Source organism: Variovorax sp. 05T418 (assembly GCF_056396385.1).
Genome location: NZ_JBFTLJ010000011.1, coordinates 140,778 through 161,000, shown reverse-complemented (window position 1 = coordinate 161,000; position 20,223 = coordinate 140,778). Strand labels below are relative to the sequence as shown.

The 20,223-nt window shown below is 70.2% G+C and carries 14 protein-coding genes; all 14 read right to left on the bottom strand.

Annotated elements, in window-relative coordinates; genetic code table 11:
* Positions 1 to 53: 53 nt before the first annotated feature.
* A complete protein-coding gene (locus AC1DMS_RS22010) occupies positions 54 to 1,388 on the bottom strand; it encodes a methyltransferase domain-containing protein (RefSeq protein ID WP_478181831.1) in 1,335 nt (444 codons plus the stop codon).
* Positions 1,385 to 2,488 (bottom strand): type VI secretion system baseplate subunit TssG, encoded by a 1,104-nt coding sequence (gene tssG / locus AC1DMS_RS22005; RefSeq protein WP_478181830.1) that lies wholly within the window; start codon positions 2,486 to 2,488, stop codon positions 1,385 to 1,387. Before tssG ends, AC1DMS_RS22010 begins: the two co-directional genes overlap by 4 nt.
* Positions 2,485 to 4,377 carry a type VI secretion system baseplate subunit TssF gene (tssF, locus tag AC1DMS_RS22000; protein WP_478181829.1) on the bottom strand — a complete coding sequence of 631 codons (1,893 nt, stop codon included), beginning with the start codon at positions 4,375 to 4,377 and terminating at the stop codon, positions 2,485 to 2,487. Before tssF ends, tssG begins: the two co-directional genes overlap by 4 nt.
* Before the next feature lie 7 nt (positions 4,378 to 4,384).
* Positions 4,385 to 4,900 carry a type VI secretion system baseplate subunit TssE gene (gene tssE, locus AC1DMS_RS21995; RefSeq protein WP_012745689.1) on the bottom strand — a complete coding sequence of 172 codons (516 nt, stop codon included), beginning with the start codon at positions 4,898 to 4,900 and terminating at the stop codon, positions 4,385 to 4,387.
* A 2-nt stretch (positions 4,901 to 4,902) separates the two neighbouring features.
* Positions 4,903 to 5,739, bottom strand: coding sequence for a type VI secretion system accessory protein TagJ (locus AC1DMS_RS21990; RefSeq protein ID WP_412510289.1), 837 nt, complete (start codon positions 5,737 to 5,739; stop codon positions 4,903 to 4,905).
* A gap of 1 nt (position 5,740) precedes the next feature.
* Positions 5,741 to 6,298, bottom strand: a complete 558-nt coding sequence (locus tag AC1DMS_RS21985) for a type VI secretion system tube protein Hcp (RefSeq protein ID WP_012745687.1) — start codon at positions 6,296 to 6,298, stop codon at positions 5,741 to 5,743.
* 34 nt (positions 6,299 to 6,332) lie between these two features.
* Positions 6,333 to 8,297, bottom strand: a complete 1,965-nt coding sequence (locus AC1DMS_RS21980) for a caspase family protein (RefSeq protein ID WP_478181828.1) — start codon at positions 8,295 to 8,297, stop codon at positions 6,333 to 6,335.
* Between the two features lie 104 nt (positions 8,298 to 8,401).
* Positions 8,402 to 9,580, bottom strand: coding sequence for a hypothetical protein (locus AC1DMS_RS21975; protein ID WP_478181827.1), 1,179 nt, complete (start codon positions 9,578 to 9,580; stop codon positions 8,402 to 8,404).
* A gap of 28 nt (positions 9,581 to 9,608) precedes the next feature.
* Positions 9,609 to 10,358 carry a hypothetical protein gene (locus tag AC1DMS_RS21970; protein ID WP_012745684.1) on the bottom strand — a complete coding sequence of 250 codons (750 nt, stop codon included), beginning with the start codon at positions 10,356 to 10,358 and terminating at the stop codon, positions 9,609 to 9,611.
* 105 nt (positions 10,359 to 10,463) lie between these two features.
* A complete protein-coding gene (mltA, locus tag AC1DMS_RS21965) occupies positions 10,464 to 12,068 on the bottom strand; it encodes a murein transglycosylase A (RefSeq protein ID WP_478181826.1) in 1,605 nt (534 codons plus the stop codon).
* 54 nt (positions 12,069 to 12,122) lie between these two features.
* Entirely contained in the window at positions 12,123 to 14,048 is a 1,926-nt protein-coding gene (locus AC1DMS_RS21960; protein WP_478181825.1) for a protein kinase domain-containing protein, read from the bottom strand.
* A gap of 622 nt (positions 14,049 to 14,670) precedes the next feature.
* The gene (tagF, locus tag AC1DMS_RS21955; protein ID WP_478181824.1) at positions 14,671 to 15,294 is read right to left on the bottom strand and encodes a type VI secretion system-associated protein TagF; all 624 of its coding nucleotides are present in this window, start codon (positions 15,292 to 15,294) and stop codon (positions 14,671 to 14,673) included.
* Positions 15,291 to 18,890, bottom strand: a complete 3,600-nt coding sequence (gene tssM, locus AC1DMS_RS21950; protein WP_478181823.1) for a type VI secretion system membrane subunit TssM — start codon at positions 18,888 to 18,890, stop codon at positions 15,291 to 15,293. Before tssM ends, tagF begins: the two co-directional genes overlap by 4 nt.
* Positions 18,887 to 20,215 (bottom strand): DotU family type VI secretion system protein, encoded by a 1,329-nt coding sequence (locus AC1DMS_RS21945; RefSeq protein ID WP_478181822.1) that lies wholly within the window; start codon positions 20,213 to 20,215, stop codon positions 18,887 to 18,889. Before AC1DMS_RS21945 ends, tssM begins: the two co-directional genes overlap by 4 nt.
* Positions 20,216 to 20,223 lie beyond the last annotated feature (8 nt).

Genomic DNA, 20,223 nt, shown 5'->3' with positions numbered 1-20,223 from the left:
GTTGAAGACGATTCATGCCGGAAAATTTGAAGGTCGGCGATCCGTGTCCGGCGTCAATGCGCAGAAAGCCTTGCGCTGGCCAGCCACCCCTGCACGTCCTGCCCCGCCTCGCGGCGCGGCACGATCGGCTCGATGCGCACGGCACAAAAACCGGCAGCCGCAAGACAGGCCTCCACATGCGCAGCCGCATGGCGGTAGCGGCCGCTGCCTTCGAGCCTGAAGTCGTGCTGCCCCCCGGGCATGGCCTCGACCGTGAACACCACCCCGCCCTCCGGACGCAGCGCGCGCGCGGCCGCCGCCAGCACCTCGTGCAAGTCGCCGAAGTAGCACAGCGTGTCAGCCGATATCACCAGGTCGAAGCGGCCGGGCTGCGTGTGCAGGTAGTGGGTGAGCTCGGCCTTGTGCAGCACGTCGTAGCCGCCGCGCTGCTCCGCGCGCTGCAGCATGCCGACCGACAGGTCGCAGCCGGCCAGGTGCGCGGCCCAGGGCCGCAGCAGCGGGGCGCAGAGCCCGGTGCCGCAGCCGGCATCGACCACGGCCAGGCTCGCGGCCGGCGCGCCATGCATTTGCTGCACCGCCTGCGCCACCAGCTCGGGCGCACGGTAGTGCAGCTTCTCCAGGCTGGCGTCGAAGCTTCCGGCGTAGCTGTCGAACACGGTCTCCACATAGCCGTCGCTGGCGCGCGCGGGCGCCTGCCCCTCGCAGGCGGCCAGCAGATGCGTGACCACGGGATTGCCTGGATCCTCGGCCAGCCACTCCCGGTACATGCCAAGGGCCTGATCGTGCTCGCCGAGCAGTTCCAGCGCACGAATCACCTGCGAGCGGGCGCTCAGGTTGCGCGGCTGCAGCAGCACCGCACGGCTGTTGGCGATGACGCTCTCATGGGTGCGCCCCTGCTCCATCAGCGCGATCGACAGGTTGTACCAGGCCTCGCTGAATTCCGGCCGCAGTTCGATCGCCTGGCGGCTCACGCGCTCGGCGGCTTGCCAGTGGCCCTTGCGGCGTTCGAGCGATGCGATGTTGCTCAGCGCATCGGCGCCTTCGTCGCCTTCTTTGGCGAAGGAAACGCTGTTGCCGTAGGCGAGCATCGCGTCGTCGATGCGGCCGGTCTCGACCAGCAGGTTGCCCAGGTTGTTCCAGGCGCCGCTTTGCGCGGGTTGCAGCGTGAGCGACCTTCCGATCAACGCGATGCTCTCGTTGCTGCGGCCTTGCGCATGGCGCAGCAGGCCCTGGTAGTGCAGGGCGTCGGGGTCGGCCGGCGCGGCCTCCAGGAGGCGGTCCAGCAATCGGTCCGCCGCGTCCAGCTTCTGCGCCTTGACCAGGGCCGCGGCTTGCGCCAGCGCGGCCGCGTGCGCCGTCGTGTCCGGCTGCACGGGCGTCGTCGTCATGCGGCGGCTCCCACGGTGGCCTGGGCGCTGCGGGCGGTCATCGGGCGGTTGCCGACGCGCACGTCCGCCGCATCCTTGGCACGCGTGCGCTGGCCGAGCCACGAGACCCAGCCCAGGCGCGGCGCGTTGCCCTTGGCCTGGCCAAGGCGCGTGGCGGGCACCTGCGTCGTCTCGAGCACCAGCTCGGCGTCCCATTCGAGTTCGTCGCCGAGCAGCTGCTGCATCCAGCGCTGCAGCACCGGCTGCGCGTTGCCGGTCGGCAGGAACATGCGGTACTGCGCGAGCGTGAGCGGGCCGATGTGCAGGCGCACGCGGTGCTGCCGGTCCCACGCGCGCGTGCCGAGCATCGCGCCCATGCCCATCGAACGCGAACTCTCGCCCTGCCCCAGCCGCGTGAGCTCGCCCGCGGGCAGGCTCATCCAGTGGCCGACCCAGCGCTCCAGCTTCACGGGCACGCCGAAGTAGCTGCACAGCACCGCTTCCACGCTCTCGGCGTTGTGCACGCGGCGCGCGAGCCAGCCCGAGAAATGCAGGCGCGCATCGTCGTGCACCTCGTCGCGCTCGATGCGGCCCGGCGTGCCGATGCCCACGAACGCGCCGACCTGCAGGCGGAAGCGGTCCTCGCCCGGCCGGTCGAGCGCCACCGCGGGCCGCGCCTGCGCCCAGGCGCGGTAGAAGTGCAGCGAGAAGCGGTGCAGAAAGCTGTCGAGAAAGGCCAGCCAGGTGGGGTCGCCATGGTTCAGGCTGCGCTCGCGGATGAAGTCGCTCAGGTGCACCGGCAGCGGACCGTTGGGCCCGACATAGCTGAAGAAGTGCTGGCGCAGGCGCGGTGGCGAGTGGGCGCTGGCCGGCTCGAAGCGGCTGAAGCTGGCCGGCGCGAACGACAGCGACGGCTCCTGCCCCACGCGCACCGGCTCCGCGCTCGGCAGCAGGGCGCGGCCCCAGCGCGGCGTGGTCGCGGCCACCGACTCCAGCCGGCGCAGCACCGCAAAATAGTCGAAGGACCACGGCTCGGCCGACCATGCGCGCAGCGCGGTGTCGACCCGCGTGTTGACCGCCCCCCCCAGGCTCGCGCCCTCGGGCGGCCGGGCGGCGCTCACAGGATCTGCCGGGTCCCGCACAGCGGCCTCCATCGCATGGTCTCGCCCTTGCCCGCCACGCGCAGCACGGTCTCGACGAAATGGTTGACCTCCACATGGCGCGCCAGAAAGCGCGCCATCACCGCGCCGAACAGGAACACGCTGTGGCCGTGGAATGCGTCCTTGTCGACCTCGAGCGTCACTTCGAGCCCGCGCCCGAAGGCGATCGGCCCCTTGAGCGGCAGGCGGCGCGCCACAGGCTTGGCTCTGACCGAGAGCAGCCCGCGCACCTGGCCCTGGCGCATCTCGTCGGCATGCGTGGCATAGAGCATCAGTGTTTCGCGCAATGCGGCAGCGCCTTGCTCCGGCGTGCTGTCGGAGATCGACAGGTAGTTGAGCGCCAGGTGGTCGACCACCCGCCAGCCCAGCCCCTGGCTCACCACCGGCGACACCGGCCGCGAAGGACCGCGCACCATGCGTACCCGCTGCACGGGGAAGGAGTCGACGCAGTCGAAGTCGTTGTCGCGTCCCAGCGGCATCAGGAGCGGCAGGTCGCGGTTGGTGCACAGCGCGGCCACCGCAAGCTGCCGCAGCGTGGCGGCGTACGGCGCCTGCTGCGGATCGACGATCTGCATGTAGACCTCGGAGCCGATGTGGCTGCTGCGATGGCCCTCGGTGCGCTGGCGCACCGACAGCATCCGCGGCTCGCGCGTGGTCGTGAAGTAGGCCGGGTGGCTGTGCCGCGTGCCATGGAAGGCCGAATAGAAGGGGCGGAACACCTGTTCGGCGGCCGCTGCATCGGCGCCCGGTGCGCCGTGGCCGATGACCTCGGTGACGGTGTGCACCTCGAAATCCTGCGGCCGCGTGCGGTCGGGCACCAGGTGGAACTGGCTCACGCCTTCGGTCAGCGGCACGCGGTCGAGCCGCTTGTTGAACAGGTTGACCACCGGCACGCAGTGCAGCTGCACGTTGTCGGCGCTCACCAGCTTTTCGAGCGCCGCATCGCCGCGCGAGAACAGCAGCACGAGCTCGACCTCGGCGACCGGCATGGCCGCAAGCACCGACTGCAGCCCGGCGATGCGCAGGAACTGGAAGCGCTGTGGAAACGCGAAGTACTCCTGCAGCAGCCGAAAGCCCGAGAAGCCGGTGGCCGTGACCGGCAGCAGCGCTTCATCGTCCTCGAAGCCGACCGGCTGGATCGCCGTGGCCGGCAGGCTCTGCGCCGCGCCCTGCAGCGCACCGGTGGGCGACAGCGGCCGCACCATCACGCCGATGGGCTGGCCCAGCGCGCACTCCTGCAGCTGCCACGCCACATCTTCGGCGCCGCCCAGGTGCAGCACCAGGTCGTCGAGCTGAATCTGGCTGAAGTTGAGCCCCGCCGTCGCATGCAGCGTGATGCGCAGGCCGCCGCGGATGGCGCGGGACTGGGGGTGCGTGGCGAGCGGCAGGTCGGGCGCATAGGTGAAGTACTGGGCGCGCTGGATCTCGATCGGCCAGATGCGCAGCGCGCTCGAGGTGCGGAACTCGCAGTGCGTGTTCTGCCCCACGGCCTGCCGCGCGCGCAGGCCCGCGCCGCGCGGCAGCCTGGGGCCGGTCGCAAGGTTGGCGTCGTCCAGGTCGGGCGAGAACGAGACGACCGCCATGGCGGGCGTGGGCGCGAGGAAATTCGGATAGACGATGTCGAGCAGGTGGCCCGTGAAGCGCGGGTATTCGGCATCGAGCTTGAGGTTGACGCGCGCCGACAGGAAGGCCGTGGCCTCGATCAGCCGCTCGACGTACGGATCGGCGACCTCCTGGCCTTCGATGCCCAGGCGGTGCGCGATCTTCGGAAAGGCGCGCGCAAACTCCGAGGAGCTCTCGCGGAAGTAGCGCAGTTCCTGTTCATACAGGTTCAGCAGCCGAGGGTCCATGTCGGACTCACCTTGGGTTTTGCGCCATGTCCACGATCTCGATGCGTCCTTCTTCCAGGTCTACACGGCTTCGCATCAGGAACTCGAGCGGCACGGGCTGCGCCCACAGCATGCCGCGGATCTGCAGGCCGATGCTGTTGTGCGAGTCGAGTGCCGAGCCTTCCATGACGAGTTCAACTTCGAGAGTGCGGGACAAAATGCGCGGCTCGAACTGCAGGATTGCGTTCTTCAAAGCCTGTTCCATGCTGACACGCTGCACCGACGAGGTGAACTGGCCAGACAGCATAGGCAATCCGTAGTTGATGACCGAGCGCGCGGCGTTCGGGTATTGCTTGTCGTCCATCGCAAGGCCGAAGCCGGTGGCGTTGAAGAGCCAGCTCAGATCGCGCAGCACGGCCGAGCGCAGCGCCTGCTTGGTGAGCGTGCGCTTGTCGTCGCTCTCGCGCTTTTCGGTGGGCGCGTCGTCGACCAGGCGGTCGAGCAGCGACGGCTGCAGGCGCTCCTGGGCGGTGAGCTCGGCCACGATCAGCCGCCTGCGTCGCCGGGGCCGTCCTGCGCTGCGGCAGAGGCGGTGGGCGTGAAAAGGATCTCGCGCACGTCCATGAGCGCGTACTCGCCGGCGTCGCTGCCGAGCACGCGCTGGCCGCGGCCGGCCCAGACCTCGGGGCGCAGTTCGCGCCACTCGGTCTTGCGCGCGAGCCGCAGCTCGCCGTCCTCGCTGTTCTCGCTGCCCTCGTAGCGCGTGGGAATCAGCGCAAGCGTTTCGCCGCCGTTCTCGAACTGCAGGTGGGCGGGCATCCAGACGCAGTCGCGCAGGTCTTCGGGCGGCTCGATCCTGATGTGCGCGAGCCGGGCGTAGGGAATCCAGTAGTACTTGCCGTTGACGAAGGCTTCGAGCACCGGGCCCAGGCGCATGTCGGCATCGGCCAGCCATTCGAAGGGCACGCCGTCGATGGTGCCGGCGATGGCGGGTGCGCCGTCGAAGGCCCGCTGGCGAAGGTCTTCGGCCAGTTCGCTCTCGCCGCGGCCCTGGCGCAGCAGCGATTCGATCAGCAGCGCCAGCCATTCGTCGGGCTGGCCGAAGATCATCGGCGTGCGCGTGCCGGCGAACACCTCGGCGCGCAGGCCTTCGCAGCGCACGGCGTCGCCATACACCTGCTTCATGGGAACGGCGAGCGCATCGAGCTCGGCCGCGACAGTGAGCTGGTTGAGCGCGCGTTCCCACTGGCCCAGCACGCACAGCAGCTGCGCCATGAAGACGCGGTGCTTGCTGTCGGCGGGCTTGGCGCGGACCTCGTCGCTCAGGGCCTTGAGCGCGGCGACGGGGTCGGCGGACTTGAGGAGTTCGGCGGAGCTGGCCATGTCAGTTCCCCGCGAAGGTGCAGGTGCGGACGGCACCCCGCGCGCCCGTCTGCTGCTGCGGCGCCGAGCGGATCTCCAGCTTCGTGTAGTCGAAGAAGATCAGGTCGCAGGGCCGCTTGGGCGTGCCGCCGGTGACGATGGCGTGGCAGTTCACGCGCGCGCCTTCGAGCACGAATTCGAGGTGCGACTGCTGGTCCTTGGAACTGTCTCCGCCGGCCTTGAAGACCGAGATGGTCACCTTCAGGTCGCTGTCCTGGCTCTTCAGCAGGCTCGCGATGGAGGCCGTGGCCGCATCGCAGTCGCGGATCACGATGAAGGCGTGGTTGCGCAGCTTGCCCTTGGTGGAGCCGGGCGGAACGACGACGTCCGACTTGTACGAGTAGCCGCCGATGTCCATGCGCTGCTTGCCGTCTTCGTAGGTGCGCTTGGACTCCCCTTCGATCGGCGAGCCCTTGCTCTCGATCATCATCGCGAAGTCGTTGCCCGATTCGCCCGACAGGTAGTCGAGCAGGCGCAGGGCCTCGTCGGGGTCCAGTTTTCCATCGTAGGTCCAGCTCATGTCGATCTCCTGAAAAAAATCCGGTGGTCTGTCGTTACCTGGCGGACAAGGCTTCGCCCGCCCAATGCACCATCGCGGCAAAGCTCTGCCGCTCGCTGTCTTGCTGCAGGGCGCCGCGCACCCGCACCTGGGCCACCCCGTCGGCCGTGCCGGCGCCGAACAGGCGCGGCGCGCTGTAGGGCGTTGCCGGCGCGGCCAGCACCAGCAGCCGGCCGCCTTCGGCGTTGAACCAGGGCAATTCGAAGCGCTTGACGGCGGGCGCGTCGCGCGTGCCGCGCTTGAAGCGGTTGGTCTCGCCCGGGTCCCCGGGGTAGACCTGGCGCGCGCCGCCCTGCGGGTCGATGCCGACGACGACAAGGTCCACCGAGCGCCCGGTGGCATTGCGCACATTGAGCACGGCGCGCTCGCCGGCACGCAGCGGCAGCAGCCCGGCGCCGGCCTGGCGGGCCGGGCCGCTGCGCACCAGGCGGTCGCCGTTCCACACTTCGAACAATGCGTCGAAGCCCTCGAACTGCGCATCCCTGGCAATGCTGTAGAGCTGGTTGAGCCACTTGAGCCGGGCCAGCATTTCAAGATGCCGGCGGGCCGCTGCGGCATCGGCCGGCACAGGCCTGGCGCCGGCGCCGAGCGCGGGCGAGAGCACGTCGAGCCGGGAGGCGCTCCAGTGCACGTCGGCACCGTCCGCCGCGGCCACGGCGACGACCGAGGCGGGGTAGTCGAGGCTCAGCCCGGGCGGCAGGCCCTGCTCCGCGCGCACGCGCAGCGCGACCGACGCCGGTTCGCCGAGCGGCGTGATGTTCCAGAGCGCGGCGCCGGACAGCTCGCGCAGCGCGGGCGGCACCGCCATGCGCGCCTTGTCGGTGTAGGCCTGCAGCAGCAGGCCCTCGGCGCTGCGCACCGTGCCGTCTTCCATCGTGGCCAGCACGCGCAGCGGCTGCTGCGCCACCAGCCCGTCGAGCTGGCCGGCCTGCAGGACCAGCGCGTCGCCGGAGCGCTGCGCACGCCACACCGGCCGCGTCGAAACCGGCTGCGCGCGGTTGGCGAAGATCGGCGCATCGAGGTTGCCCTCGGCCACCGGCGATGGCAGCTCGCGCGTGGGAAAGCGCTGCGCGAGTTCGTCGATCACCGGCGGATAGGCCGCGAGCACGCCGTCGAACAGCTCGCGCCAGGTGGCGGGCCGGCGCGAGAGTGCCTCCACCACGGCCCAGGTCAGGAGGCCCTGCGGGCGCGCATTGCGGCTCTTGCGCGGCAGCCGCAGCTCGGGCGTGATCTGGTGGCTCTCGGAGGCGAAGAGCGCGACATAGCGCGCGCGCGGCACCGGCTCGGCCGCGGCGGCAGGCCGCGCCACGGCAGCGCGCGCTGCCGGAGCGGGCGCGCCGAGCAGTTGGCCGATGCGCAGGCCGCGCCAGCGCACCTCGTCGTCGGCCGGACCCTCGGCAATGAGCGGGCTGTCGGCCGTGCTGCTGCGGGTCATCGAGTTTGCCGAGCAGGTGTCGAAGATGGAGGCGACGAACACGTTGCGCGCGAGGAGGGCCTGGATCCAGGCATCGAAATCGGCATCGCGCAGGTCGCCCGTGAGCGCGCTGTCGCTGCCGAGCGTGCCGCGCACATCGCGCGCGAGAAAGTTTTCCGAAAGGCCGTCGGGCTCCTGGTAGAGCTTGCTGCTGTCGCGCAGGCGGGTGCCGTGGCCCGAGAAGTAGAGCAGCACGAAGTCGCCGCTTCTCGATTGCGCGAGCAGCCGGCCGAGTGCATCGTGGATGGCCTGCGATTCGGGCAGCACCGCGCCGCCCACGCCATCGGCGAGCACGGTGATGTCGGATGGGGCAAAGCCCTGCTTCAGCAAGGCATCGCGCATCAGCATCACGTCGTTGCGCGGCGCCTGCAGCCACAGGGCCTGCGGCTGGTTGACGAGCTCGGAGACGCCGACGAGCAGGGCACGCTGGGTTGCAGAGGCAGGGTTGCCGAAGGCCAGCAGCGCCAGCGACAACAGCAACTGCAAACAACGCGATCTGTGGCAGGCAGGGCGCCCGATGGATACGCCGCTCGCCCCCTCCCCTGCCCTCCCCCGGCGGGGGAGGGAGAAAGGCAGGCGCGCCGCGCACGTCATGGCCGCTCCGGAGCGGGCCCGGCCGACTCGACCAGCGGCGATGCCGCAAGCACCGCGCGGCCGCCGACCGGATCGGCGGCGCGCAGCCGCCAGACGCCGTTCGCATCCGGCCCGCCGACCACCTCGGCCGGCATCGAGCGCAGCAGGCGGCCGGCCTCGTCGATGCGCACGCCGTCCTTCCAGCGCACGACCAGGTTGGCTTGCGTTGCAACGGGCACGGCGGGCACCGCACGAAAGCGCACATCGTCTTGTTCCGCATCCCGGCTGCCGAGCAGGCCGGTGTTCTGCACCACCGCGAACAGCGCCAGCACCGCGAACGCGGGACGCAGCCATCCGCCGGAACCGAACCAGTGCCGGATGCTGCCCCACCAGCCGCCTTCGGGCCGCGGCTGCGGCCGGGCGCGCGGCACGCTCGGCGGCGCCGATGCGCGGCTCGAAGCCGGCTTCAGGGCCGTGCCCAGCTGCGATGCGGCGGAGCGATAGAGCGCCTGGTAATCAACACGCGGATCCTGCGCAGCGAGCGGCGTGCCGGAGAGCACCGAGAACACGCCGCCCACGGTGCGCAGCGCAATGCGCCCGGGCTCGGGCGCGATGGCCAGCGGCGCCTCTGCGGCCCATTCGTCGTGCACCGCGCGGATCGCGGCGAGCCGGGTGGCCGAGACCTCGCCGAGCACGCGCGCGCACAGCTGCGGACTCGGTTCGAGCGTGAGCATGTTCCAGGCCTGCACCAGGCCGAAGGCCGGCTCGAAGGGCTCGTCGCCGGGCTCGAGCAGCACGTCGAACGGCCCGGCCCAGTCGGCCTCGCCCGCGGCCATCCAGCCCTGCCACAGGTTGCCGTGGATGCAGCGGTCGAGCAGCACGCCGAGCAGCCGCCCTTCGTGCACCACGCTCACGAGGCGGCCCGGCGCCCAGCGCGCACTGAAGGCGCGCTGGGCGACAGCCTCGCGGCGCCGGGCCAATTCGGTGAGCGGAAGCACGAGATCGAGCACGGCACGCGGCGGCGCGGCCGCGGTGCCCTGCTGCGCGGCATGGGATGCGGCACCGGGCATCGCGACGGCCGCCACGGCGGCTTCCTGGCCGGATGCGCCTGGTGCGCCCGGCATCGCAGGCGCGGTGCCCGCGGCCTGGAATGCGCTTCGGATCACGCTGAGCGGGGGCCAGAGGTCGGTGTTCATGGCGGTCTGTTCCTGAATGGCTATGTCTTCAGGCATAAGACGCTTCAGCACCGAGGATTTTGAAAACCTGCAGGATCGCCGCCATGTTGCCGGGCTCGATTGCAATGCCCAGGGTCTGCTGGATCCAGCCCCCAAGCCGGGTTTTGGCGTAGTCGGCGGTGAGGCCCTCGCGCTTGTGCACCAGGCCCAGCCGGCCCGCGCGGTAGTGGTAGGAGGCGATGGCATGGCGCGAGGCAATGCCCGAGAGGCCGCCCTCGGCCTCCTTGCCGAAGCCCTCGCACAGCAGGATGCGCTCGGGCTCGGGCAGCTCGGCGATGAAGGCGCGCGCGGCCAGCTGCACCGCGCCGGCGCTCAGGCCGTGTTCCGCGAGGCAGCCTTCGAGGTCTTCACCGGCGCCCAGCGCATCTTCGAGCTGCGCTTCGCTGACCTGCTCGCCGATCGAGAGCTTGCGCCGGAATGCGCTCGCGCGCGTGCAGTCGATCAGGTAGCGGCGGAAGTACGCGCACAGCGCAAAGGCGGTGGAAGGCGCGCTGTGGCCCGCGCGCTCGTCGGCCTCGTCGGGATCGGCGTCGAGCCGCAGCACCTTCACGTAGATGAACTGCGCCACCAGCTCCTGCCGGCCTTCGCCCAGCACCTGCAGCTCGGGCGGATTGCAGGCCACGAGCGCATCGCCCACGATGCGGTACATGGTGCCCATGTCGCCCGGGGACAGCGTCTGCCGGCGCTGCCAGAGGCGGACGAGTTCGGTGCTTTCCGCGGACGAAAGGGTTTCTTGCATGGGTCAGCGGCCGCCGCCGGGCCGCCCCAAGGCGGGCCGCGCCTCCCCCTCGGGGGGTGGAGTTACAGGAGCGCAGCGAGTGAAAAGCCGGGGGACAGACATGACTCAGTCGTCCACGCACACGCCTTCGGTCGGCACCAGGCACTGCGGCAGGCCGGCGCCCGCCGGGCCGCCGCGCGTGCGGATGGCCGAGGACACCGCCGCCGTGGCCACGGCCAGGCCGCGCGGCAGCAAGATCCAGAGCTGGCCGCGCTCCTTCATGCGGCGCGCGTTGGTCGCGGCCTGCTGGCCGTTGCCGAAGAAATAGTCGGCCCGCACCGCGCCGCGGATCGCGCCGCCGGTGTCCTGCGCAATGGTCAGCCGCTGCATCGGCGCGCCGGTGCCGGGCGCGCGGGTCGACACGAACACCGGGTAGCCCAGCGGCGTGCTGCGCGGGTCCACCGCGATCGAGCGGCCCGCCGACAGCGGCACGCCGAAGGCGCCCACCGGCCCGCCCGAAGGCGACGGCGACTCCTTGAAGAACACGTAGCTCGGGTCCTTGATGCCCGAGCCGACCACCGGCCCGGCCGTGCGCCGCCCCGGCACCAGCACCGCGCCGCTGGCCGTGGGCTGCGCAAGCGTGAAGCCGCGCGTGCGGATGGTGCCGGTCGCGGGGCCGCCGACGTCGTCGTCTTCGTCGCCGTCGTCGAGCTGCAGTTCGATCGACGAGCCGCGCACCTTGACCGGGCTGCGCGGCTTGCCGTTGGCCGCCTGCGCCAGCGTGGGGCGGAAAGGCTGGCCGTTCTGCTCGGCATAGGCCACGCGGATGATGTCGCCGTTGGCCAGCTTGATGCGGCCCGAACCCTGGATCTGCATTTCGTAGAGCGCGGTGGCGCTGCTCACGAAGGCCAGCACCTTCGCATTGGGCGCGCCCTTGGTCTCGATCTCTTCGCGCGTGTAGTAGGGCAGCAGTTGCTTGCCCTCGATGCGCAGGCGCACCTTGCGGTCGAGGGCGTCGCGCGTGATGGCCGAGAGGTCGAGCGCATAGAGCCCCGGCGCGCCCATGTCGCGCGTGCTGAGGCCGGTCTGCACCACCACGTTGCGGCCCTCGACCTTTGCCGCCACCGTGCCGCTGCCGGCCGGCAGCTTGCGCGCATCGGCAAACAGCATGTCCTCGGGCTGGCCATAGACCGGGTAGATGAACGGCGCCGCGTACTGCCGGCTGCCCGGGATCTCGGGCTCGAAGTAGCCGGTGACCACGCCATCGGGCTTGCGGTCGTCGTCGCGGATCTGGTAGGCCGAGAACTCCTGCTCGAAGAAGGCGCGGATCGCGCTGTTGTTCTTGCTGTCGACCCGGAGGGCGCGCGCACACACGTCCTTCCACTCGGCGCCGCGGCCGGTGAGCACCTTGCAGCTGCCGAGGAAGGCGGGCCAGCTTTCGGAGAAGTCGTCGCGCGCCCATCCGGGCACGGCATCGAAGCTGACCGAGGTGTAGGTGGCCAGCTGGGTCGAGAAGGTGCGCGCCTGGCCGGCCGTGCTCGAGCCGGCGGGGCGCGGCGGTGGTGGCGTCGCCGTCGTCGAGCCGGCGGCCGCCGCGCTGGCCGCCGTGTCCGAAGCGCCGGCGCTCGCCGTCGGCGGCGTGTTGGCGCAGCCCGCCGCAAGCATGGCTGCTGCGGTGGCCGCCCAGCGCAGGGCGGAAATGAAAAGAACCGGCGACGGTGTCGTGTTCATGAAAGCCTCCTTGTCCGGAAAGAACGGCCCAACGGGCCAACGCTCTGCAGACGATTACTTCTCGACGATTTTGAAATTCGCGACGCCGTAGACGTCGTTGCAAGGGGTGTTGGGCGCGCAGACCGGCTTGCCCAGCAAAGGCGACGGACCCGTGCCGCGGCTGGCTTCGAGCGCCGCCAGCACGGGCAGCGGAAATTGCGGAAACACGCCGTCGTTCTGCACGCCCGAACCGCCGAAGTCGCGCTCGTGCTCACTCACGAGCACCGCGAACTGGTTGGTGCCGGCCGGACCGCCCGCATCCATCGGCCAGGAGGCGCGCGGCAGCGAGAGCGGGCTGCCGGCGGTGATCTTGTTGTACTTGTCGAGCAGGTTCGGGAACAGCAGGAACATCTCGCCGCCGCTGGACAGCAGGAACACGTAGACGAAACCCTCGCGCTTGCTGCGGACCTCGAAGGCGAGCTTGTCCTTGCCGATCGACACCTCGGCCTTCCTGGGCGCGGCCGTCACGTCGAAGCCCGGCGCCGCGCCCGCCGCGAGCGACTGCAGCGATTCGAGCGGCGTGCGTGGCGCCGGCGGGGGAGGAGGTGGTGGCGGCGGCGCCTGGACCACGCGCGGTTCGGGCGGCGGTGGTGGTGCGACTACCGCGACCTGCTTGCCGCCGTTGTTGTCCCCTTCCGCGGCCGCGGTGGTGCGGCCCTGGTACCACCACCAGCCGCCGCCGGCCACGGCGGCCAGCACGGCCACCGAAGCGATCGCGGCCACGGCCTTGCCGCTGTTCTTTTCGCCCGCGCCCGGAGCGGGTGCCGGCGCGGGTGGTGCCTTGCCGCGTCCGATCGTCGTCGGCAGGTCGGCGTTGCCGGTGTTGTTCCGCGCGCCCGAGCCGCCGGGCGTGGTGCGCGGCGGCGGCGCGATGCTGTGGCCCACCTCCAGGTCGAGCGCGGCGCGGAACTCGGCCATCGACTGCGGCCGCGATTCGGGCCGCACGCCCAGGCCCGCGTCGATCGCCTGCAAGAGGCGCAGGCTGTAGCGCTGGCGCAGGATGTCGTTGCCCGCAAGCGACACGTAGCTGTCGGACAGGAGCCGCGCCACCGAGGGCGGCGGCGCGCGCCCGCACACGGCCACATGCATCACCGCCGCGAGCGCGTAGACGTCGGTCCACGCGCCCTGCGACATGTCGGGCATCTCGGCGTATTGCTCGATGGGCGCGTAGCCAGGCTTGAGGATGACGGTGATCGCCTGCGTCTTGTCGGTGATCACGCGGCGCGCGGCGCCGAAGTCGAGCACCACCGGCCGGCCGGAGCCTTCGAGCAGGATGATGTTGTCGGGCGCGATGTCGCGGTGGTAGCAGTTGGCGCCGTGCATCACCGCCAGCGCCTGCGTCACGCCGTCCATGATGCGGATCAGCCAGGCCTCGTCCACGCCCGCGGGAATGGAGACCAGCGCCTGGCGCAGCGTGTCGCCGCGGTAGAACGGCATCACCATGTAGGTGGTGCCGCGCTCCTGCCAGAAACGGTAGACCTTCAGCAGCGAGGGATGGTCGAACTGCGCGAGCAGGCGGGCTTCGTTGATGAAGCTGCGCATGCCGAGGTCGAAGGTTTCGCGGTGGCGCTCCGACAGCGGGACCACCGTGCCGTCGTGCTGCCTTGTGGACAGCGATGTGGGCAGGTATTCCTTGATGGCAACGACGCGTTCCAGCGTGTGGTCCCAGGCTTCGTAGACGACGCCGAAGCCGCCCTGGCCGACGACCCGCGTGATCTCGAATTCGGCGAGGCGGCTGCCTACGGGGAGGAGGCCGGCCTCGCTGGTTTCTGCTGCAGCGGCGGCGGCTGCTGGTGGCGCGTTGGAGAGGCTTGTGGAGCCGGATGTGATGACGGTGGCGGAGGTGTCGGATTCGCTGTCTGCGGGTTGCTGCGCGGGCCTGGACATGACGCGGGTGCGGTCGTCTTCTGGGGGCATGCTGGGGTTTGGAGCTTCGGTCATTGACGGGCTCCTTTGTTTGTTCTTGTTTGTGTTCCGAGGCCGGGTCTCGCCCCGGCGGGCGACCTACTTTTCTTTGCTTCGCCAAAGAAACGTAGGCAAAAGAAAGGCGACCCTACTGTCTGCGTCCCTCCGCTTCGCTGCGGGCAACCTGCGGTGCTCGACTCCGGCGGGGGTCCGCAGAACTCGCTTCGCTCAAACAGCTGCGGCCCTGATCCCGCCTCCATCTGCGCTCCTCGGCGCAGCCAGAAGGGGTGGGGAGAAGACAGGCCATCGCTTCGCTCGGCCGAGTCCGATCCAAACAGCCAATACCAACCACCGCAGGCGCTGCGCGCCTGCGGTGGCTTGGTGGCCGAGCGAAGCAAAGGCCCGTTCGGTATCCAAGCCCCTCTGTATGCGCCGAGGAGCGCAGGGTTTCGCGGATCAGGGCTCGCAGCTGTTTGAGCGAAGCGAGTTCTGCGAGACCCCGCGAAACCCGAGCACCGCAGGTTGCCCGCAGCGAAGCGAAGGGTCGCAGACAGTGGGGTCGCCTTTTCTTTGGCTACTTTCTTTTGGCGAAGCAAAAGAAAGTAGCTCGCCCGCCGGGGCGAGACCCGGCCTCCGGCAACAAAAGGAAGCAGGAACTTCATTCCCCACCCCCCAAAAACAAGGCTTCAAACCGACCATCCAAAGGCAACCCCGCAACAAGCATCCGAGCCCCGTCACCAGCCCCCGGATCACCAAGCCACAAAGACTCCCCCACCCCCGGCAAGGCAAGCGACTCCACTGCCATCTCGCGCACCTCGAGATCACCGGCAGCAGCAAACACCCTCTCCAGCACCGCATCAAACCGCAGCGCATCCAGATCCCCCTCAAGCCCTTCGAGCGCAGCCCGCGTCCCCCGCGCCCACCACCCCAGCGCCTGTTGCAGCGCCTCGCCCTGCAACGTGCCTCCCGCGGAAGCATCAAGCTCCACCGCCAACGTGAACGGAAAGTACCGCCCCACCCCATCGACCGACGGCATCAGCACGCCGATCCATGCACCTTCGCCAACCACCTGCGGCCCGAGCGCAAAGCACCACACCGGCGCTTCGAGGTAGTGCGAAGTCCAGTCCGCATGCCGGTCGCGCAGCCGCGCCAATCCGCGCTGCAGCCACGGGTCCCACACCGAGCGAAATGACTCCGGCAGGCGCCGGTGCGCGAAGTCGCCCATGCCCGGCAGCTTGCCGAACCATCCGGGCAATGCAGAAAAAACAGCGGCTTCGCTCACAGCCCCTCCGGACAGGAGAACTCGCGCAGCTCCTTCAAGCGGATCGGATGCTGCACGCTGTTCGTCGTCACTTCGAAGCGCGTCTTGCGCGCGCCGATCTGGAAGGTGATGAAAAATTTCTCGGGCGCATCGCCGGCTTCGAGCTGGCCATCGTCGAGCGCGCGGAACAGCGCCCATGGCCCATCGACCGCCGCGCCCGAACTGCCGGTGGCCGAAGGCGGGCTCACCTGGATGCGCACCTGGTTGCTGCCCTTCGGGCCGGGCCACTGCACGGCCATGGGCACCACCGGCCCGTGCGCGTACTTCACGAGCTGTCCGTCGACGTCGAGGATGAACTGCGTGATGCCCGCATCCATTTCCACCGGCTTGAAGTCCAGCCGCATCGACGGGCCCCGGCCGCCGCCGCGGAAGAAGATGTCCTTGATGCGCGCGGCCCGCTCGAACTGCGCCAGCGCCTGCGTGGTGACGGCGCCGCGTTCGGCCACGGGCTTGTAGCGCCAGGGCTTGGTGCTGGTGTCGACCAGCGCGGCCAGCCGCTTCTGGAAGAACTCGTCCATCAGGCCGCCGGCGCCGAACATCTGGCCGAAGTCCTCGGGCAGCACGTCGCGCTTGCTGCTGCCCACGAAGGGGTAGCGGCCCGCGATGGCGCGGTTGCAGAAGTCGGTCACGGGACGCAGGTCCTGGCTCAGGTTGCCGCGCTCGGCCACCTGGGCCTGTGCCGCGCCCGACTGGCTCAGGTTCTCGACCATGGTGCGCACCGGCTCGGGCAGGCGGCCCGCGTCGGACTTGAGCTTGCCGGCCACGTCGCCGGGCGGCGGCGAGGTGCGGCCCTTCACGGCGGTGTCGACGGCCGTGAGGTACACATACACCTCGTTGAAGAGCTTGAGCGCATCGTCGATGGGCGCGGGCTGGTTCGGGCCGGCGGCGGTGACGAGGCGGCGCAGCGGCTCGAAGCGGTCGTCCACGATGCTCTCGATGCGCTTGCCGCTGGCCACGGCCTTGTTGGGGTCGCCGCCGAACAGGTCTTCCAGGCCCTTGCGCGTGCTCGCGACGGTGGCGGTCGCCTTGCTCACCACGTCCTTGGGCTGGTCGGCGGGGATGAGCGTGGTCTCCTTCACCACCGCGCGCAAAAAGTTCGCAAGCGGCGAGCCCACGCCCGAGAGAATGCGCGCGGCCTCGATGTTCTTCTCGAGCCCGCTGGCGCGGATCAGCCGCACGTCGGCCAGGAGCGCCTCCCAGACCTTGACGTACTCCGCAAGATAGAGGCGGCGCACGCGGTCGGTCAGCGCGCCGAGCGCCGCCACGTCGCGCATGCGGTCGGCGGCGCTGCGGTCTTGCCCGAGCACCCACGGGTCTTCCTGCGCCAGCAGGCCGGTGAGCACCGTCACTTCATTCTGGAAGCGCTTGTGGTAGCCGTCGTAGGTGAACATGCCCGGCACGCCTTCGGTCAGCGGCTTGCCGCTGATGCGCTCGAACACCAGCGGCGCCGAGGGGCCGGCGGCGGTGGCAATGCTGAAGGCCGGAATGTCCTTGGTGGCGCGCTGGCGCTTCAGGCGGCTGAACACGCGCTGCTCCAGCGGATAGCTCGCGAGCACGGCACGCACGCTGCGCACCAGGTTCTCGTCCATCTTGAGCGGCGAGCGTGGCGGGCCCTGGGCAATGAGCACGTCGAGCTGGTCTTCGAGCGCCTGGCGCTGGTCTTCGGGAATGCCGCGGTCCAGGCTGCGCGCCCAGTCGAGCGTGATCCAGGCCTTGAGCGCCTCGGCATCGAAATGCTCGGGCTGGTAGAGCATGAGGTAGCTCTTGAGCGCCTCGTAGGTGTATTCGAGGTTGTCCTTCTGCGCGGTGCGCAGCTGGTCCTCGATGCGCTTGGCGATCTGCGGCAGGAAGGCGTCGTTGAGCGCACGCTGGTGCGTGAGCATGGCGGCGGCGTCGAGCTTGTCGCCCTGGTAGAGGCCGAGCGTCATCGACAGCGGCTCGTCGCCCTGGCGGTTGTCGGGTGTCTTCCAGATGTTGCGCAGGCCCTGCAGCACCGGCGCCACCTCGACCAGGTTCTGCACCCGCGAAGGCAGGGCCGCCAAGGTCTGGCGCGCGGGGTCGACGCGCGCCTCGACCGACTTCAGGTAGTTGAGGTTCTGCAGCGTGCTGTAGCCCCAGCCCGCGAGCAGCGCGAGCGTGACCAGCGTCATGGCCGCCACGCCCGCCATGCGCAGCGCATGGCGCCGGCGCTCCAGCTTCACGTTGGCGCCGGCCAGCCGCTGCTCGGGGAACACCACCTCGCGCAGCAGCGCGGTGAGAAAGTAGCTGCGGCCGCTGGACTTCTGCGGCGCGAGCATCGCGCGCTCGATGCCGAAGCTGCGCGAAAGGCTGCCCATCACGCGGTCGATCGGGCTGCCTTCCTGCGTGCCGCTGGTGAAGTACACGCCGCGCACCCACGGCGGCTGCGCGAAGCGCGAGCCGGTGAACACCTGGTCGAGCAGGTCCGACAGCATCGAGCCGATGGAGCCGAACTGCGCCGGAAAGCCGAAGATCGCCGCGCGCCGCGTGCCGTCGGTCTCGCGCTGCATGCGTGCGATGAGCCCGTCGTTGACGCGGTTGTGCAGCAGCGCGAACTCGCGGTGAAAGGCCGTGGACAGCCCCTTCTCGTCAGCCTGCACGTTCTCGTCGGCCGCCAGCGTGAAGCCGAAGACCTGCGCGCGCTGCTCCTTGCCGAGGTCGTCGAAGTAGTCGGTGAAGCCATAGAGCAGGTCGCTCTTGGTGACGAGCACGTACACCGGCAGCCGCGTGGTGAGCTTCGCATCGAGCTCGAGCAGCCGCGCGCGAATGGACGCGGCCAGCTGCGTGCGCTGCTCGGGGCCCTGGCTCAGCAGGTCGGCCACGCTCACCGTGAGGAACACGCCGTTGAGCGGCCGGCGCGGACGCGCCTTCTTGAGCAGGCCGAGGAAGCCCTCCCACGCGCTCTTGTCTTCCGACTGGTGGCTGTCCTGCGTGGTGTAGCGGCCGGCGGTGTCGATGAGCACGGCCTCGTCGGTGAACCACCAGTCGCAGTTGCGCGTGCCACCCACGCCGCGGATCGCGCCGGGGCCGAACTTCTCGGCCAGCGGGAACGAGAGGCCCGAGTTGACCAGCGCCGTGGTCTTGCCCGCGCCCGGCGCGCCGATGAACACGTACCACGGCAGGTCGTACAGGTAGCTGCCGCCGGAAATGGAGAGCCAGTCGCGCCAGCCGGGCTTCTTGCCCGCGGCATGCAGGCGCATCTGCTTGAGCGTGGCCACGGCTTCGCTGAAGCGCGTGTCCAGGATCTTCTGTTCGCCGTTGACCGGCGCATCGGTCTTGGCGGCGGGCGCCTTCATGAGGCCGTCGGTCAGGTGCTGGCTCGCACGCCGTGCGCGCCACCGGCGGTAGATCGCGCGCAGCACCACGACGAGCACGATGGCGCCGATCAGCAGCGCGCGTGCGAGCTCGCTTTCGAGCGGCACCCACGCGCCGATCTTCACCAGCGGGCCGATCCACCAGATCAGGAGCGCGACGATGACCAGCGCCAGCAGCGTCAGCAGCAGCGGGCTGAACAGGAAGCCGAAGATTTTTTTGATCATTTCGCCACTCCCGCCGCGGCAGCCACGCGGTCCGGCTCGGACAAGAGCACGATGTCCACACGCCGGTTGCGCGCGCGGTTGGCCGGCGTGTCGTTGGCGGCCACGGGCTCGGCGTCGGCCTTGCCGTCGGAGCGCATGCGCGCCGGATCGACCAGCGTGGTGAGCGCGCCCTTCACCGCATCGGCGCGCGCGGCCGACAGGTGCCAGTTGGAGGGATAGCGCAGCGAACGGATCGGCTGGTTGTCGGAGTGGCCGGTGATCAGCACCTCGCCCTTCACCTCGGCCAGCGCCTGGCCGATGCGGCGCAGCACCGGCAGCGAGGCCGCCATGGGCTCGGCGCTGCCGGAGCCGAAGAAGGAATCGCCGCGCAGCCGCACCACGCTGCGGTCGGCCTCGTCGGTCACGGTGACCAGGCCCTGCTTGATCTCGGGCTCGAGAAAGCGCGCGAGCCGCGGCGACTTGGCCGGCGCGGCAGGCGGCGCGATCTGGAGGTTGGGCACGCGCAGGCCCGACACCGCGGCATAGGTGGTGTCGGAGCGGTAGTTGAGCGTGAGCCTGAGGCCGAACCAGGCCAGCGCGAGCAGCAGCGCGAAGCCGGCCGCGAACACCCACAGCGGCAGCGATTCGCGCAGCCGCACCGTGCCCGCGCCCTGCCCGCGCCAGTGCGGCGAAAGCTCGGCTTCGAGCGGCGGGCGGTCCTTGGCGATCAGGTCGGCAAGGCGCTGGCGCACCGAATCGAGCTGCGCGCGGCCGTTGTCGACCACGCGGTAGCGGCCTTCGAAGCCGAGCGCGAGCACGCTGTAGATCAGCTCCAGCAGCTGGCGGTGCGTGGGCACGTCCTGCGCGAGCTTGGCGAGCAGCTGGAACACCTTCTCGCCGCCCCAGGTCTCGTTGTGGAACTGCACCAGCAGGCTCTGCTTGTTCCAGCCGGCCTGCACGCCCCAGGGCGTGTTGGCCACGGCCTCGTCGAGCGCAGTGCACAGCACGTAGCGCGCGGCCAGCACCGATTCGTTGCTGGCGCCGGCGCGGCGCGCAGCGGCGTCGAACTGGTTCACCGCGTCGGCAGTGGAGGCGCGCAGGGCCGGCACGTTGGGCGGCTGCACCAGGTTGCGCAGCTTTCCGATCAGCACCAGCAGCTTGCCCGCGGCCGAGACCAGCGGATTGAGCAGCCCGATCTCGCCGACCTCGGCGGCCGGCGTCGGATCGGCCCCGCCGAAGAAGGGTGCGGGAGCCGGCGCGGGCGGCGTGCCGGCCGGCGTGCGCGGCTTGGGCTTGATGACCGTGCGCTCCGACTCGAAGGCGGCGAAGGGATCGGGTGTTGTCATGATGGTGT